General features: G+C 66.7%; 12 protein-coding genes. 6 read left to right on the top strand and 6 right to left on the bottom strand.

The genetic code is table 11. The features are described from left to right. Positions 1–42: 42 nt before the first annotated feature. On the bottom strand, positions 43–2,097 hold the full coding sequence (gene uvrB, locus KF791_16355; GenBank protein ID MBX3734150.1) for an excinuclease ABC subunit UvrB: 2,055 nt from the start codon (positions 2,095–2,097) through the stop codon (positions 43–45). Between the two features lie 168 nt (positions 2,098–2,265). On the opposite strand from uvrB, the gene KF791_16350 reads away from it, so the two are divergent. The 5 genes from KF791_16350 (at position 2,266) to KF791_16330 (ending at position 7,473) form a co-directional block, all read left to right on the top strand. Further along, positions 2,266–2,886 (top strand): methylated-DNA--[protein]-cysteine S-methyltransferase, encoded by a 621-nt coding sequence (locus KF791_16350; GenBank protein MBX3734149.1) that lies wholly within the window; start codon positions 2,266–2,268, stop codon positions 2,884–2,886. Positions 2,887–2,928: 42 nt separating this feature from the next. Beyond that, complete coding sequence (locus KF791_16345; GenBank protein ID MBX3734148.1) at positions 2,929–4,386, top strand: SLC13/DASS family transporter; 1,458 nt, start codon at positions 2,929–2,931, stop codon at positions 4,384–4,386. Positions 4,387–4,462: 76 nt separating this feature from the next. Next, on the top strand, positions 4,463–5,275 hold the full coding sequence (locus KF791_16340; GenBank protein ID MBX3734147.1) for a diaminopimelate epimerase: 813 nt from the start codon (positions 4,463–4,465) through the stop codon (positions 5,273–5,275). 12 nt (positions 5,276–5,287) lie between these two features. Beyond that, positions 5,288–6,184, top strand: a complete 897-nt coding sequence (locus tag KF791_16335) for a hypothetical protein (GenBank protein ID MBX3734146.1) — start codon at positions 5,288–5,290, stop codon at positions 6,182–6,184. After that, positions 6,181–7,473 (top strand): metallophosphoesterase family protein, encoded by a 1,293-nt coding sequence (locus tag KF791_16330; protein ID MBX3734145.1) that lies wholly within the window; start codon positions 6,181–6,183, stop codon positions 7,471–7,473. The genes KF791_16335 and KF791_16330 overlap by 4 nt, the downstream gene beginning before the upstream one ends. Before the next feature lie 24 nt (positions 7,474–7,497). Here the strand turns inward: KF791_16330 and KF791_16325 are convergent, their stop codons facing one another. Together KF791_16325 and KF791_16320 are read right to left on the bottom strand one after the other, a co-directional pair. Beyond that, the gene (locus KF791_16325; GenBank protein MBX3734144.1) at positions 7,498–8,460 is read right to left on the bottom strand and encodes a magnesium transporter; all 963 of its coding nucleotides are present in this window, start codon (positions 8,458–8,460) and stop codon (positions 7,498–7,500) included. 97 nt (positions 8,461–8,557) lie between these two features. Next, positions 8,558–9,961 carry a family 10 glycosylhydrolase gene (locus KF791_16320; protein ID MBX3734143.1) on the bottom strand — a complete coding sequence of 468 codons (1,404 nt, stop codon included), beginning with the start codon at positions 9,959–9,961 and terminating at the stop codon, positions 8,558–8,560. A gap of 554 nt (positions 9,962–10,515) precedes the next feature. On the opposite strand from KF791_16320, the gene rpoD reads away from it, so the two are divergent. Continuing rightward, the gene (gene rpoD / locus KF791_16315) at positions 10,516–12,543 is read left to right on the top strand and encodes an RNA polymerase sigma factor RpoD (GenBank protein ID MBX3734142.1); all 2,028 of its coding nucleotides are present in this window, start codon (positions 10,516–10,518) and stop codon (positions 12,541–12,543) included. A gap of 112 nt (positions 12,544–12,655) precedes the next feature. Here rpoD and KF791_16310 read toward each other — a convergent pair whose 3' ends face one another. The 3 genes from KF791_16310 to KF791_16300 form a co-directional block, all read right to left on the bottom strand. After that, on the bottom strand, positions 12,656–12,931 hold the full coding sequence (locus KF791_16310; GenBank protein MBX3734141.1) for an isoamylase early set domain-containing protein: 276 nt from the start codon (positions 12,929–12,931) through the stop codon (positions 12,656–12,658). A gap of 50 nt (positions 12,932–12,981) precedes the next feature. After that, the gene (locus KF791_16305) at positions 12,982–13,842 is read right to left on the bottom strand and encodes a hypothetical protein (GenBank protein MBX3734140.1); all 861 of its coding nucleotides are present in this window, start codon (positions 13,840–13,842) and stop codon (positions 12,982–12,984) included. Positions 13,843–14,131: 289 nt separating this feature from the next. Further along, positions 14,132–15,274, bottom strand: coding sequence for a cytochrome P450 (locus tag KF791_16300; protein MBX3734139.1), 1,143 nt, complete (start codon positions 15,272–15,274; stop codon positions 14,132–14,134). Positions 15,275–15,314: the final 40 nt, after the last annotated feature.

The raw sequence follows: 15,314 nt of genomic DNA, 5'->3' as shown, positions 1-15,314 counted from the left end.
GGAACCCGTTTGCGAGACCGGCCCATCGGGTGCCGCCCCACATCAGCGCCGCCGCCGGCTCCCGCCCCGGGAGAGGCTTGCCCGGCCCCGCGCCGCAGGACCCGTGGGGGCCGGCGATTCTCCGGAGATCCGCAGTTTCAGTTCGCGGATCTGGTCCCGGAGCAGCGCCGCCTTCTCAAACTCCAGGCGGTCCGCCGCGGCGATCATTTCCGCCTCCAGCTCGCGGACGGTCTCCGTGAAGTCGAATTGGGCCGCACTCTCCCGGAGGACCGCGGCCGCGGCGGGTGCACGGGCCCCGGCGTGGCTCGACAGGCTCCCCTCCACCGGTCGGGTCACCGAGCGCGGGGTGATCCCATGCTCACGGTTGTAGGCCAGTTGCTTCTCCCGGCGATAAGCGGATACCGCCAGAAACTTCTGGATGCTTTGGGTGCGCACATCCGCGTACAGGATCACCCGGCCGTTCAAATGCCGCGCCGCCCGCCCGGCGGTCTGGATCAGGCTGGTCGCGCTGCGTAAATAGCCCTCCTTGTCCGCATCCAGGATCGCCACCAGCGACACTTCCGGCAGGTCCAGCCCCTCCCGCAGCAGGTTGATCCCCACAAGGACATCGCAGTCCCCACGGCGCAGCGCACGCAGGATCTCGACCCGCTCGATCGCATCAATCTCGCTGTGCAGGTACCGGACGTTGACGCCGAGGTCCCGCAGGTAGTCGGTGAGCTCCTCCGCCGTACGCTTGGTGAGGGTGGTCACCAGCGTCCGCTCCCCGCGCTCCACCCGCTGGCGTGCCTCCTCCATCAGGTCATCCACCTGGCCCTTGAGCGGCTTGAGCACGATCTCCGGATCCACCAGGCCGGTGGGCCGGACGATCTGTTCCGCCACATTGGCCGGACCGGCGAGCTCCAGTTCGAGCGGGCCCGGCGTGGCGCTTACGTGGATCGTCTGGCGGATGATCGAGCGGAATTCCTCGGAATTCAGCGGACGATTGTCGAGTGCGCTTGGCAGCCGGAACCCGTGTTCCACCAGCACCGTCTTGCGGGCCATGTCGCCGGCATGCATGCCTTGGATTTGCGGCAACGTGGCATGCGACTCGTCCACGATCAGGAGAAAATCCGGTGGGAAGAAGTCGAGCAGCACCCCGGGACGCGACCCGGCCGGGCGGCCCGCGATATGCCGGGAGTAATTCTCGATGCCCGAGCAGAACCCCAGCTCCTGGAGCTGCTCGAGGTCAAACTCGGTGCGCATCTTGATGCGCTGCGCCTCAAGGAGCTTCCCCCGCGCCTCGAACCACGCGACGCGTTCGCCCAGTTCCTCGCGAATGGAGAGCAGCGCCCGATGGATCTTTTCCTGGGGTGTTGCGAACTGTTTTCCAGGAAAGATGTTCAGCGCGTCGAGGGAGTCCACCGCCTCACCGGTCAACGGTTCAAACCGGGTGAACCGCTCGATCTGGTCGCCGAAGAATTCGATGCGCACGGCATCCTCCGCGAACGCCGGCTGCACCTCGACCACGTCCCCGCGCACGCGGAAGCGCCCGCGCTCAATCTGCACATCATTGCGGGAATACTGGAGGTCCACCAGCCGCGCCAGAAGGGTGTCGCGTCCGAGCTCCTGCCCCACCCGAAGCGGGAGCACCATGGACTCGTAGTCGTCCCGGTCGCCAATGCCATAGATGCAGGAGACGCTGGCCACCACCACGACGTCCCGGCGGCTCAGCAGGCTCGACATCGCCGACAGGCGCAGCCGTTCGATCTCGTCGTTCACCGACGAGTCCTTCTCGATGAAGGTATCCGTTCGCGGGATGTAGGCTTCCGGCTGGTAGTAGTCGAAGTAGCTCACGAAGTACTCGACGGCGTTCCGGGGAAAGAACGACTTGAACTCCGCATAGAGCTGCGCGGCGAGCGTCTTGTTGTGGGAGATGATGAGCGTTGGCCGGTTGGCGGCGGCAATGACGTTCGCCATGGTGAACGTCTTCCCCGATCCGGTGACCCCCAGGAGCACCTGATGCGGCTCCCCACGCTCCAGTCCGGCCGTCAGCCGGGCAATGGCCCCGGGCTGGTCGCCGGCGGGTGCGTAGGGGGCAACGAGTTCGAAATCCGCCATGACGGCGACCACCCTACCCGAAATCGACCGGCGGCGCGACCTGCGGGTCGTCCGGAAACGCCTTCGGCCCTCCACGAGCGGAGCCGACCCCGCCGCCGGCCGCGCACCCCGGATTTCGACACCGGATTTCGAGGTTCCCGTGCGGAGCGGTCCGGGTAGGCTCCCGCCATGAGCTCGGCCCCCCTGGTGCCGGACCGCGGAGCACCGCGATCCCGGCGCGTCGAAATCGCCCATCTGGAAACCCGGCGAACCGGATGGACCGGGCACCTGGCCACCCCGCTTGGATTTCTGGAATTCGAGACCGGACGAGAAGCGGTGCACCAACTCAAGTTCCTTGAACCCGGCGACGAGCCGGTGGCGGCCTCTGCGATCCGCGGGCCGGTCCCGACACTCGTCCGACGTCTGGGCCGGGAGCTTGAGGAGTACTTCCGGGGCACGCGGCAGCATTTCTCGATCCCAATCCGCCCGGAGGGCACCTCCTTCCAGTTGCGGGTATGGCGCACCCTGCAGCGAATCCCCTGGGGAACGTCGCTGACCTACGCCGAGTTGGCCCGGCGGAACGATCAACCCGCCGCCGTTCGCGCTTCGGCGCGTGCGGCGGCCCGGAACCCCATCCACATCCTGATCCCCTGCCATCGCGTCATCACATCCAGGGGCGCGGCCGGCGGCTACGCGGGAGGGACCTGGCGCAAGATTCACCTGCTCACGATTGAAGGGGCACCCGGGGGCGTGGCGCCCGGAAGGACGGGTCCCCGCCCCGCGCTTGCAGGATCCGGGGTGACCGCCTGAAGTCTCCCGCCGTCCCGGTGAACCCCACCGCGCCGGCACCGCATGAGCGATCTTCGCCGTTCGTTTCGTCCAGGGGAGACCGCCCCGGCACCCAGGTCCCGGTCCATCGTCTGGACCCTCCTTGGCCTGGCCGCCGGGGCGGTGACCGCGTTTGCCGTGCTGGAGGCCGGCGCCCTGCCCCGCGAGGCGGGGTTCATGGCGGGCATCTTTGTCACCGCGGCCCTGCTTTGGATCACCGAGGCCATCCCGCTGTTCGCCACATCCCTCCTCGTCCTCGGGTTGCAATCGGTGCTGCTGGCCAATCCCGGGGGCTGGGCGGGCCTCGGCTTCGCCGCCGGCGATGGTCCCACGTTTCGGGCGCTCGTCCAGGAGGCCGCGGATCCCATCCTGCTGCTCTTCCTCGGCGGGTTTCTGCTCGCACGTGCTGCCGTGAAGACCGGCGCCGACCGGTCGCTCTCGGGGCTCCTGTTGCGGCCCTTCGGAACCCAACCGCACCGCATCCTGCTTGGCGTGATGCTGGTGACGCTCTTCTTCTCGATGTGGATGAGCAACACGGCGACCACCGCGCTCATGCTGGCGCTGCTGAACCCGCTGCTTTCGGTGATCCCCGCCGGCGATCCGTTCCGCAAGACCTTGGTGCTGTCCGTCCCCCTGGCGGCCAACATTGGCGGCATGGGCACTCCGATCGCCTCGCCACCCAACGCCATCGCCGTCGGCTACCTCAGCCAGGAGGGCCGTCCGATCGCATTCTTCACCTGGATGTTCGTGGCCGTCCCGGTGATGCTGATCCTGGTGGCCACGGCCTGGAAGCTCCTGCGCCGGCGCTTCCCCTCCAGGATCGCGAACCTGGACTTTGATCCCGCCCTGGTACCGCTCACCCCGCGCGGACGCTGGGTCACCGTGGTGGGGGCCGCCACCCTGCTCCTGTGGATCACCGACTCCGCCCACGGCCTGCCCGCCCCCCTGGTGGCGCTGCTCGCGGTGCTGGTGCTGATCGTGTCGGGGATGATCGGGACCGACGATCTCGCCGGCGTGGACTGGGGCGTGCTGATCCTGATCGCCGGCGGCATCTCGCTGGGCACCGGCATGCAGCGGGTGGGCCTGGACCGGGCGATCGCGGAGGCGCTGCCGCTTTCGGGGGCCGGTCCTTCGGTGCTGCTCGCCGTCCTGATGCTGGTGACCCTGGTGCTCGGACCCTTCATGTCCAACACCGCCATCGCGACCCTCCTGATTCCCGTCGGCCTGGCGGCGGCCGGAGGCGCGTCGGCACACCCCACCGGAGTGCCGCTCGTCGGCTCCATCACCCTCGCCATTGCCCTGTGCGCCTCCCTCACCATGGCGCTCCCCAGCAGCACCCCGCCCAACGCCATGGCCTATGCGACCCGCGAATTCTCAACCCGCGACCTGCTGCAGGTCACCCTGCCGGTCAGCGGCCTCGGCGGCGTGTTGATCTTCCTCGTCTGCCGCTTCGTCCTGCATTGGCTCCCCGGAATGCGCTGAGTTCCGGGGCCCCGCACGCCGCATCCAGATTCAACTCGTTCCGGGGACCGGGAAATCCTACACTCCACGACGCTGCATGACGCTGGATTTCGTCAAGATGACCGCGGCCGGCAACGACTTCATCCTGGCCGACAACCGCGACGGCACCCTCCAACTGACCCCGACGCAGGTGGCACGACTTTGCCATCGCCAGTTCGGCATCGGGGCCGACGGACTGATCCTGCTCGTGCCGTCGCCCGACGGCCGGGCCGACTGGGCCTGGCAGTTTTGGAACTCCGACGGTTCCGAGGCGGCCATGTGCGGCAACGGAGCCCGGTGTTTCGCACGCTACGCCCGGCGACTCACGGGATGGAGCGGCCCGGAGCTGGCCTTTCACACCGCGGCCGGCGTGATCCGGGCCACCTTCGACGGCGAACAGGTGACCGTGACCCTCACCGAGCCGCACTCGCTGCGCCTGCGGGAACTCATCTCCACCTCGCAGGGGGATCTCGAAGTCAGTTCGCTGAACACCGGAGTGCCCCATGCGGTGGTGTTCGTGCCGGACGCCGACCGCGCCATGGTGCAGCGACTCGGTGAGGAGCTCCGGTGGCACGAGCGGTTCAAGCCCGGCGGCACCAACGTCAACTTCGTCCAAGTCCTCGGCCCCTCCAGCATCCGGGTGCGCACCTACGAGCGTGGTGTCGAAGGTGAGACGCTTGCCTGCGGCACCGGGGTGTCGGCCGGCGCCATGATCGCCGCGGTGCTTCACGAATTTGCCCCGCCCATCCGGGTCCAGGTCCAGGGAGGCGAGACCCTTGGCGTCCACTTCCACCGCGAAGGCGGCGGATTCGCAGACGTCCGGCTCACCGGCCCGGCCACGTTCGTGTTCGAGGGCCGCATCGCCCTCTGACGGCCCGCCCCCATGACCGGAGCCGAACCAACGCCCGAATCCGGTCCCGCATCCCGCCATCGTTCCTTTCCGGCGCTGGCGCTTGCGGCGGTCCTGCTCGCATCCGGTGTCCGCGCCCACGGACCCATCCATGAGCAAATCCTCCAGCTGACCTCCGAACTGGCGGAGCATCCCGACGACCCCGACCGGCTGGCGCACCGGGGTGACCTGTACCTGCGGCACGGGCTCTCAGGAGAAGCCCTGGCAGACTTCGAACGGCTGGCAGTGCTGCAGCCGGGCGAGATCACCAACGCGTTCCGGTTGGGCGCGGCGGCACTCGAACTCGGACGCACCAACGAAGCCTCGCGCCACCTGGAGCGCTTCGTGCAGGCCTGCCCGGGAAGCGCCGCCGGACAGCGCCTGCTTGGCCGTGCCCTGTGGGCGGCAGGACGCCCTCGCGATGCCGCCGACTGTTTCGGGGTGGCCATCACCCTGGACGCGGACGCACCGCCCGATGCCTATCTCGAGCAGGCACGCGCCCTGATGGCCGCCTCGGCCGACACCCCGGAGGTGCTGGTCTGTCTCGATGCCGGAATGGAGCGGCACGGTCCCCTGCCCGCCCTGCAATTGCTGGCCATGGACCTGGAACTGAGCCGGGGAGCCACGGACCTTGCCCTGCAGCGACTGGACGCACTGGCCGCGCGGGCGGAGCGCAAGGAACGCTGGCTGGCACGCCGCGGAGACCTGCTGTTGCAGGCAGGCCGGAGCGCGGAAGCCCGTGAAGCGTTCCTCGTCGCCCGACGGGCGCTCGATGCGCTTCCGGACAAACAGCGGCGGGCCTGGACGGCGACCGAATTGCGCCGGCAGCTCGAGACCCGGCTGGCCGAATTGTCAGAGGCACCGGAGGCCGCCCATTCCCAGCCCCGATGAAGTGTCTCCTGTTGCTGATCCCCGGCCTCCTGTCCCTCCAGGTCCAGGCCGCGCCACGGCTCACCCGCGGTGCCTACCTGCAGCTGCAGACATCAAATTCCATGGTCATCCGATGGCGGACCGATCGGGCGACCCGGGGACTGGTCCGCTTCGGCACCACTCCGGAATCCGCCACCAATCTGGTCCGGCACGCGGGCCTGCTGCAGGACCACATCGTGCGGGTGGGCGGCCTGTTGCCCGACACCCGCTATTTCTATGCGATCGGGCGCGAAACCAACCAATGGTTCAACGAGCCGGGCGGGACCCATGCGTTTCGCACGGCACCCGTGCCGGGCCCCCCGCGTCCGACGCGCATCTGGGTGATCGGGGATGCCGGCACCGCCGGCACCAACCAGTTTGCGGTGCGGGATGCGTTTCATCAGTTTTCCGCCGGACGCCTTCCGGACGCGTGGCTGATGCTTGGAGACAACGCGTACAACTCCGGCACCGATGCCGAATACCAACGGGCGTTCTTTGATCCCTACGCCTGGTGGCTCCGCCAGGTCCCCGTCTGGCCGACCCTGGGAAATCACGACGCGGGCAGCGCCAACTCCCCGACGCAGTCCGGCGTGTATTACGACCTCTTCACCCTGCCCACCCAGGGCCAGGCCGGTGGACTTCCGAGCGGGACGGAGGCGTACTATTCCTTCGACATCGCCAACATCCATTTCATCTGCCTCGACTCGCACGATACCGACCGCCGTCCTGACGGCGCCATGGCCCAGTGGCTGCGAGCGGACCTGGAGAGCACCGGGCGCGACTGGATTGTCTGCTTCTTTCACCATCCCCCCTACACCAGGGGCTCCCACGATTCCGACAGCCGCACCGACAGTTCCGGCCGCATGGTGGAGATGCGCCAGAATCTGCTGCCGATCCTGGAGGCGGGTGGAGTGGATCTGGTGCTGGCGGGCCACAGTCACAGTTACGAGCGCAGCCACCTGCTGGACGGGGCGTACGGCTTCAGCGGCGACCTGCGCGACGAACACTTCATCAACCGTGGGGATGGCCGCATGGATGGAGACGGACCGTATCTCAAACCGGGCGGGAATGCGCCGCGGGCTGGCGCGGTGTACCTGGTCGCCGGCAGCTCGGGCAAACTCGGTGGCGGGCCGCTGAACCATCCGGCGATGTACCTGTCGTTGAACAAGCTGGGGTCCTTGATTCTCGACGTGGTGGGTCCGGAGTTGCACGGGACCTTCCTCAACCACCGGGCGCAGGTGCGCGACTACTTCACGCTGCGAAAGCCCTGATCCTGCCGCCGCCTGTGGGCGGGGTCAGAGCAGCCATCGGGCAAGATTGAAGTACACCGTCAGGGTGCCGAGGTCGGCGAGAGCCAGCGACACGGGCCCCGCCGCGATCTTGGGATCCAGCTTCAGCGCGTGGAGGATCGTGGGCACGCCCAATCCAAAGAAGCTCGCACCCAGCAGGGCCAGGGCAATGCTGGCACCGATGACACCGGCGGCCTGAAGTTCGCCCCGCCAGATCCAGGCGACCAGGGCCACGGAGATTCCGCAGGCCAGTCCCAGCAGGACGGCCGTACCCAGTTCCCGCCGCACCGCACCACCAAACCATTTCCACGAAGGCCGGGTCGCCCTCAGGGCCTGGATCGTCACCGTCATGGACTGCATGGCCACCCCCTCGCCCAATCCGAGCACCAGCGTCATGAAGAATGCGAGGACCAGACTCTTGGAAAGGGTCATCTCGAAACGCCCGGCCAGAAGGGCGCAAAGCGTCCCGCTGGCAATTGTGGCAAGCAGCCAGGGAAACCGATACTGGAATGCCAGCCACGACGTGGAACTGTTCATCGCGCCGGCCCGGATGCCAATGGCCTCGAACATGGCGTCCAGCTGCTCGCGTTCCGCAAGGTCGAAGACCTCATCCGTAAACAGGCTGACATCCACCATCCCCACCAGACGGCGGTCGGCATCCACCACCGGAAAGGCCAGGAACTTGTGCAACGCGAAGGCCTCGCAGGCTTCCGCCACCGTCGCCGTGGACGGCAGTGCCGCCACCTTGGGAATCATCAGTTCGGAGAGCGGTTTGCTCCCTTCCGCGGTCAGCAGACGCCGGGTGGGCAGGACACCCGCCAATCGGCCGTCCTCCTCAGTCACATAAAAGTAAACGACCCGTTCCCCGATCCCGTGACGCCGGATGTTGTCGAGCGCCTGGTCCGCAGTGAGATGACGCGGCAACGCCGTGAAATCCTTGCGGGCCAGCTCAAGGATCGGCTGGTCCAAGGACCGGGGGGAAGGTGGATTCGAGGCCACGCACGCGGATGCTGGGTCTTCATTGGCCCAGTTGCAAAAAGCAAACGCCCCGAAACCCGGCAATCCCTCAGTTTGCCAGCCAGATTCCAGCTGGTCCCTCCACACCCGTGCGGCTGACGGGAACCACCCGGACCTCCTCCGGCAGCACCTGACCCAAACGCCGGTCAAACGTGCGCCCGGTCACCGCGGGCAGCAGAATCTCGCTCATCCACGCCGTCCCGACCCGCTGCTGCAACACCTGGCTGCGAACCGGTGCATTGGTCGAGAAAGTCCAGCTCAGCGAGAGCAGATCCTTCCGAGGGGATTCGGCCTGGATCTGGGGTGCAGCCGGGACTCCCTCCTTCAGCCAGGGGACCGCAGGCACCAACGCCGGCGCTGCAAACAGCTCACGGGGCAGGAGACCCGCCAGGCCGCCGAAATTCTTCATCAGGCTGGAGCCATTCCAGAAAATTTCTCCGGCGGCACCCTGCTCCCGGACGATCCGGATCTGTCCCAGGGTGTCCCCAACCCGCCGGTCCTGCCCGATCTTGGCGCTGTTCAATCCCGGGGTGATCAGACGCCCCATGGGATTCTGCTGCTGCCACCACCGCAGCAGCGCCGGAAAACTCTGATCCCGCCGGTCGAGCGACCAGTACAATTGCGGCGCGAGGTAATCGCACCAGCCCTCCTGGATCCAAAGCCGGGCATCGGCGAACAGCATCAGGTACTGGTCGAGTCCCTTGATCCCGGGCGGATTCCCGGGACGCCAGATGCCGAAGGGGCTGATGCCCACCTTGACCCAGGGCTTGACCCGATGGACGCCCGCATAAAGTGACTGAACGAACTGGTTGACGTTGTCCCGCCGCCAGTCCCCGACGTTCAGGCGTCCGCCAGACGACCGGTAGCGCCTGAAACTCCCCGCGTCAGGAAAGGTCATCCAGTTGCCATCGGCTCCCCGCTCGGGATACGGGTAAAAATAGTCGTCCACGTGGAATCCATCCACGTCATATCGTTTCACGATGTCGAGGGCCACCTGCAGCGCATGCTCCCTCACGTCGGGGTTTCCCGGATCCATCCAGAGCATCGTGCCGTACGGAATGATCCACTGGGGCTGGCGTCGGATCACATGGTTCTGCGCGGGGCTCGAGAGCGCCCGATGCGATCGTGCCCGGAAGGGATTGATCCATGCATGGAGCTCCAGACCCCGGGCATGCGCCTCCTCGCAGGCGAACTCCAGCGGGTCCCAGCGCGGGTTGGGCGGCTGTCCCGAGCGTCCGGTGAGAAACTCGCTCCATGGCTCCAGCGTCGAGGCGTACAGGGCATCAGCCGTCGGACGCACCTGCAGGATCACCACGTTGAGGCGCACCCGGACGGCCATGTCGAGGAGCGCGCGCAACTCGGCCTGCTGGCGCGCAACGGCAAGCCCCGGTTGAGAGGGCCAGTCAATGTTGGCCACCGACGCGACCCAGACCCCGCGGAATTCGCGGGGCACCGGCGGAGGCTCCGGAGCCCATCGGGCGGGGGCCTGGGCCAGGGCGCCGCAGGCCAGCAGAACGTTCAGGAGCAGACGCATGTGCCGCTAGCGTGGCCGCCGGCCACCGGGCGGGCAAGCCGCGGCCGCCGGTCGGGCGACCCGGGACCGTCATCGCCGAGCCACGCGAAGCTGGCGCCCGCATCCCATCGGGTGCATGCTGAACCACTGAAAACGAAACGTCCTGTGTCCTGCAACCTGCGGTTGGCGGGCCGATGGGTGTCCCTCGCGGGGCTGCTCACGGCGCCGTGGGCGGTTTCCGGCTGCTCCCCCGCCCGGGGGTTCAAGCCCGAGACCTCCCCGCCTCCCGAAACCAACAAGAGCTCCGAGACCACGCGTCCTTCCACGACCCCTCCGCCCCCGAAGCCGGGCAGCCGGTGATCGCCGCCACGTCCGACGACCCATCGGCGCCGTCCGTTCCGGTGCCACTCGCGGCCTTGACGCCGGAGACCTCTGCTCAAATAATTGTCCGCTCGTGTCTGGACTCCGGGACAGCGCCACCGGAGGACCTTGTTATGTCAAAAACGAAAGAGAAGAAGTTGCCGGCCAAAACCTCCCCCCCACGACGTTCCCCGACCCCGAAGCACGCGGCTCCTTCCCCGGCGACCAAGGCCGCCGGCGGCAGGTCGCCCTCCCGGAAGTCCTCCGGCAAGTCCGTCGCATCCGCAGCAAAGCGCCCCTCGACCTCCCCGGACCCTTCGGCGGAACCGAAGGCGGCCCCGGCGATGCAGGTGCTCCCGGAGGTCGCCACGACCACCACCACGGTCATCCGGGAGGTGGTCTCCATCCACCAGGCCGGGCCCGGCGGCGTGGTCCGCAGCGTTGCACAGGCCCTCGTGGCCCGCGCCACCACCGGTCCGGGCATTGACCTGGAAGGTCTCCCCAACACGCTGGGCACGATCAAGAGTTCGGCCGGGGTGGACCTCACCGAGAAGATCAAGGAACTGGTGCGGCTCGCCCAGGAGCAGGGCTACCTGACCTACGGCGACATCACCGACGCCCTGCCGGAAAACCTCGCCGCCGAGGACCTCGACGACATCTACATCCGGCTCCGCAACCTGGAAATTGACATCGTGGACCAGGCGGAAGTGGACCGCCCGAAGGCCCAGGAGCAGGAGGAGGAGCAGCCGGATGACAAGGCGCGCCTCGACATCCTCGACGACCCGGTGCGGATGTACCTCAAGCAGATGGGCCAGGTGCCGCTGCTGACCCGCGAACAGGAGGTCGAGATCTCCAAGCGCATCGAGGACAACGAAAACGAGGTCAAGCGGATCATCTACAGCTTCGGATTCGCCGGCAAAGAGCACATCGCCCTCGCCGAAAAGCTCATCTCGGAACCGCCCAAGGAGCGCTTCGACCGGGTGATCGTGGACAAGAAGATCGAGACCCGTGACGAGCACCTGAAGGCGTTGCGCAAGCTGGTGAAGGATGTCCGGGCGATTGACCAGCAGGTGGACGCCCACTGGCGCGACCTGCAGGACAGCCCCTCCAAGGGCCGGCTGGAGAAGCTGCAGACCGAGTACCGGAAGCTGGACGACAAGCTCCAACGGTCGTTCCCGAAGTTCTACTACAAGCAGAAGGTCATCGAGGAGATGTGTCTCGTCGCGGACAACATCCACGACAAGTTCCTGTCCAGCCAGCGCGCCATCGCCGACCTGCAATCGCAGAAGAAGGCCGCTCAGGCCCAGGTCATCATCCACGCCGAGGAGCGCAAGACGAAAGCCCTTGAGGAGTTTGTCCGGATGTCCCACGCCGGCTACACGGAGGCCTTCAGCCAGCTCAAGCAGTTCGAGAGAAAGGCCCTGCAGGCGAAGACCGAAATGGTCGAGGCCAACCTGCGGCTGGTGATCTCGATCGCCAAAAAGTACACGAACCGGGGCCTCTCCTTCCTGGACCTGATCCAGGAGGGCAACATGGGCCTGATGAAGGCGGTCGAGAAATTCGAGTACCGCCGCGGCTACAAGTTCTCCACCTACGCCACCTGGTGGATCCGGCAGGCCATCACCCGTTCCATCGCCGACCAGGCCCGCACCATCCGCATCCCGGTGCACATGATCGAGACGATCAACAAGCTGATGCGGGTGCAGAAGCAGCTCATCCAGGATTTCGGCCGTGAGCCGACCCCGGAGGAGATCGCCGACGAGATGCAGATGCCCGTGGAGCGGGTCCGGGCCGTGCTCAAGATGGCCCAGCAGCCGATCTCGCTGCAGAGCCCCGTGGGCGACTCCGACGACACCAGCTTCGGCGATTTCATCGAGGACAAGTCCGCGGAGAACCCCTCCGACATGACCTCCTACAGCCTGCTCAAGGAGCGGTTGACCGAGGTGCTCGACACCCTCACGGAACGGGAACGGAAGGTGCTGGAACTTCGGTTCGGGCTGGTGGATGGCTACAGCCGCACGCTCGAGGAGGTCGGCAAGCAGTTCAAGGTGACCCGCGAGCGGATCCGTCAAATCGAAGCCAAGGCGCTACGAAAGATGCGCCATCCCACCCGCCTGCGGCAGCTTCACGGCTTCCTCGAAGGCGAGGAGGTGCTGGTGTGATGCCGTCTCCCGTCCATTTCAGGTGAGGCGTACGGCTCGTGAGGACCCTCGCCCCACCGGTCTCAACTCAGCGGCTTAATCCTCCCTGCACAATTGGCAGGCAGGTTCGGGTTCAGCTGACCGGGATCAGCGACACCCGCTGATTCTGGTCGTTCCGCGTGATCCCCTGCGCCCGCGGATCGAGGGTCAGCACGCCATCCACCAGGAAGGCATAACGGTGATGGCCCGCCTTCAGGTTGACGGTGGCCGTCCACGCCTTGTCCGGCCCCTGCTGCATCGGGGTGGTGTGTGGGTTCCACACGTTGAAATCCCCCACCAGGCTCACGGCCTGGGCTTGGGGGGCCACGCACATGAAATTGACGGGCTTGATCGTGGTCCGGGGAGTCATGCGTCTTCGGTTTCTGGAGTCAGGATTCGAGGGCCAGGGTCGGGGTTCGTTCAGGGCAGCAGATTCTGGAGGAGGGTCTGTGCGGTCCGCCGGACGCAGTCCGACTGGTCCTCAAGCGCGCGATACCGGGAGACCCACGACGGATCGGATTCGTGCTGGGCGCGCCAGAGGGTCTTGAGCACCCGTTCGGTGCGCTCGACCTGCTGCAGCGCGGAGGCCAGCGTCTCACCCCCATCGTGAAGGTCGGTGATCTGCCCGACACAGAACCGGCTGATGCGCCGCCGCTGAAACACCGCGTGCAGCAGCGTCACCACCGTCTGCTCGTAGGCAAACCAGCGCTGCCGCAGCACGTGCCCGAGAAACTCGTGGCGGATGGCAAAAAACTCGGAGCGCGGCCGCTCGGTGTACTCGCGGATCTCCTGCGCCTCCCGCGGGAACCACGTGTACATCAGCGCGAAGGTGCCATAGGTGTCGATCAGCTGCTTCGGGTTGTTGTGGTCCGTCGCAATCTCGCCCACGCAAAAATCCTGGTCGAGCTCCATCAGGATCTCCGGCAGATCGTGCAACCGGCTCAGCACCTCCTGCCCGACCGCCGTGCCATAGTTGAAATCCCCGGGAATCAGCCAGTAGATGTCCCCGTCCCTGCCCTGGTCATACGCCTGCCCCAGTCCGGAATACCACATCTGACAGGTGTCCACACACCATGCATCCACCACGTCCGAACACGTCGCCGCGGTTCCGTTTCGAAAATCAAGGTATCCGGGGTCCGTCATGTTCGCATGGTGGGTCTTGCGATCCACAACGGTCATCGGGCGCGCATACGTCCCGGGGTCCGCCGCCAGCTGCGCGACAAAAGTGTACAAACGCTGGAGATGACTGAGATCCGCCGGGTGCCGGAACGGATAGATCACCACAGGATGTATCCGCCCACGCGGGACCTTGGCGGCTGTCCTGCCGGGGGCGGCGGCACGGGACGACACTCGTCGGGCAGAGGACTTTTTCATGGATCCGATGGAAACGTCAGGCCGATCGCCGGCGGGGACGTCCGGCAACCGCGGAGGGAAAGTGGTCTGAAAGACGGGGCACGACAACCCCGAAGCGACACGAAGCGCCTTTGGTCCCCGGCTTTGGACTGCGAGGACGCAGTCGCAGCCGGAACTCGGATCCCCCCGGGTCCCCCTCACGGGATCGCGGGCACCGCTACCGGGCCTCGAGGGCCGCCTCCAGCACCTCGTATCCAATCACGCGGCGGTACGCGGACTCCGCCTCGACCCGCTCGGTGGCGTTCAGGATCCGGATCCGGACCACTCGCACCGCCAGCCGTTCGAGCAGCGTGCGGACGATCAGGCGCGCATGGGCGGCCCCCAGACACAAATGCACCCCGCTGCCAAAGGCCATGTGAGGGTTCGGTTTCCGGTCCAGGCGCACCTCGTCGGGCGCGTCGAACACGGATTCGTCCCGGTTTGCCGAGGCCCAGCACAACGCCACGAGGCCGTCGGGTTTCACCGTCATCCCATGCACGTCGGTCTCCACAGGACACACCCGACCGATATGGGTCAGTGGCGTCACCACTCGGAAAAATTCCTCCGCCGCATTCACCACCCGCGCGGGATCCTCCCGGAGAAACTCAAGGGCCTCCGGATGTCGCGCCAGATACCCCACGACGGAGGATACGGTGTGGATGACCGTGTCGCGTCCGCCAGCAAACGTCAGATTGGCAAATCCCAGCATCTCCTCGCGCGTCAGAGGGCGACCGCGAAAGGTCGCCTGCGTGAGGGCACTGAAGAAGTCCTCGCCCGGATGCGCCGCGGCGGCATCCAGTTGCGCGTTGAGATAGGCCTCGAGCTCCGCGCCCTTCTCTTTTCCCGAGCCACCGTCGCGAAAGACATGCGTGCCCCACCGGATCCACACCGCGGACTCCGAGTCCGGCAAATTCAACAGGAGCGCCAGCGTGCGCGACTGCAGGGGCAGGGCGAATTCCCGCACCACTTCAATGGACGTCCGCCCCAGGGCGTCCAGCACCATGGCGTCCACCAGGGACTCCATCTGCGCCGCGACCACCGGGTCCTTGGGCCGCCGGAAGAATGGCTCGACGATCTGCCGGTAGTCGGTGTGATCGGGCGGATCCGTCTCGACGGGCAGCTGGCGGACACTGCGCACGGCCTCCTCCGATGGAATTGGAACCCGGAACGGCGCATCCGAGCTGAAGGTCTTCCAGTCCTTCGCCGCGCGACGAACGTCCTCATGACGGAGGATCATCGGCACCGTCTCGCCCTGGAACTCGCAGGGAAGCATGCCGGACTCGTTGCGGGCGTTGCGAAAGGGATCGGGAGTCGTATCCATGAACGGGGTGTTGCGAAGATTAAGCGTGCGGAAGCGGGTC

This window comes from Verrucomicrobiia bacterium (assembly GCA_019634635.1).
Lineage (GTDB): Bacteria > Verrucomicrobiota > Verrucomicrobiia > Limisphaerales > UBA9464 > UBA9464.
The sequence above is the reverse complement of the archived record's forward strand: the minus strand, read 5'-3'. Positions and strand labels throughout refer to the sequence as shown.

Excerpts from the sequence above, each read along its gene's own strand:
- rpoD (MBX3734142.1), top strand. The coding sequence starts at position 10,516 with ATGTCAAAAACGAAAGAGAAGAAGTTGCCGGCCAAAACCTCCCCCCCA.
- KF791_16330 (MBX3734145.1), top strand. The coding sequence starts at position 6,181 with ATGAAGTGTCTCCTGTTGCTGATCCCCGGCCTCCTGTCCCTCCAGGTC.
- KF791_16345 (MBX3734148.1), top strand. The coding sequence starts at position 2,929 with ATGAGCGATCTTCGCCGTTCGTTTCGTCCAGGGGAGACCGCCCCGGCA.
- KF791_16310 (MBX3734141.1), bottom strand. The coding sequence starts at position 12,931 with ATGACTCCCCGGACCACGATCAAGCCCGTCAATTTCATGTGCGTGGCC.
- KF791_16300 (MBX3734139.1), bottom strand. The coding sequence starts at position 15,274 with ATGGATACGACTCCCGATCCCTTTCGCAACGCCCGCAACGAGTCCGGC.
- KF791_16340 (MBX3734147.1), top strand. The coding sequence starts at position 4,463 with ATGACGCTGGATTTCGTCAAGATGACCGCGGCCGGCAACGACTTCATC.
- KF791_16350 (MBX3734149.1), top strand. The coding sequence starts at position 2,266 with ATGAGCTCGGCCCCCCTGGTGCCGGACCGCGGAGCACCGCGATCCCGG.
- KF791_16335 (MBX3734146.1), top strand. The coding sequence starts at position 5,288 with ATGACCGGAGCCGAACCAACGCCCGAATCCGGTCCCGCATCCCGCCAT.
- uvrB (MBX3734150.1), bottom strand. The coding sequence starts at position 2,097 with ATGGCGGATTTCGAACTCGTTGCCCCCTACGCACCCGCCGGCGACCAG.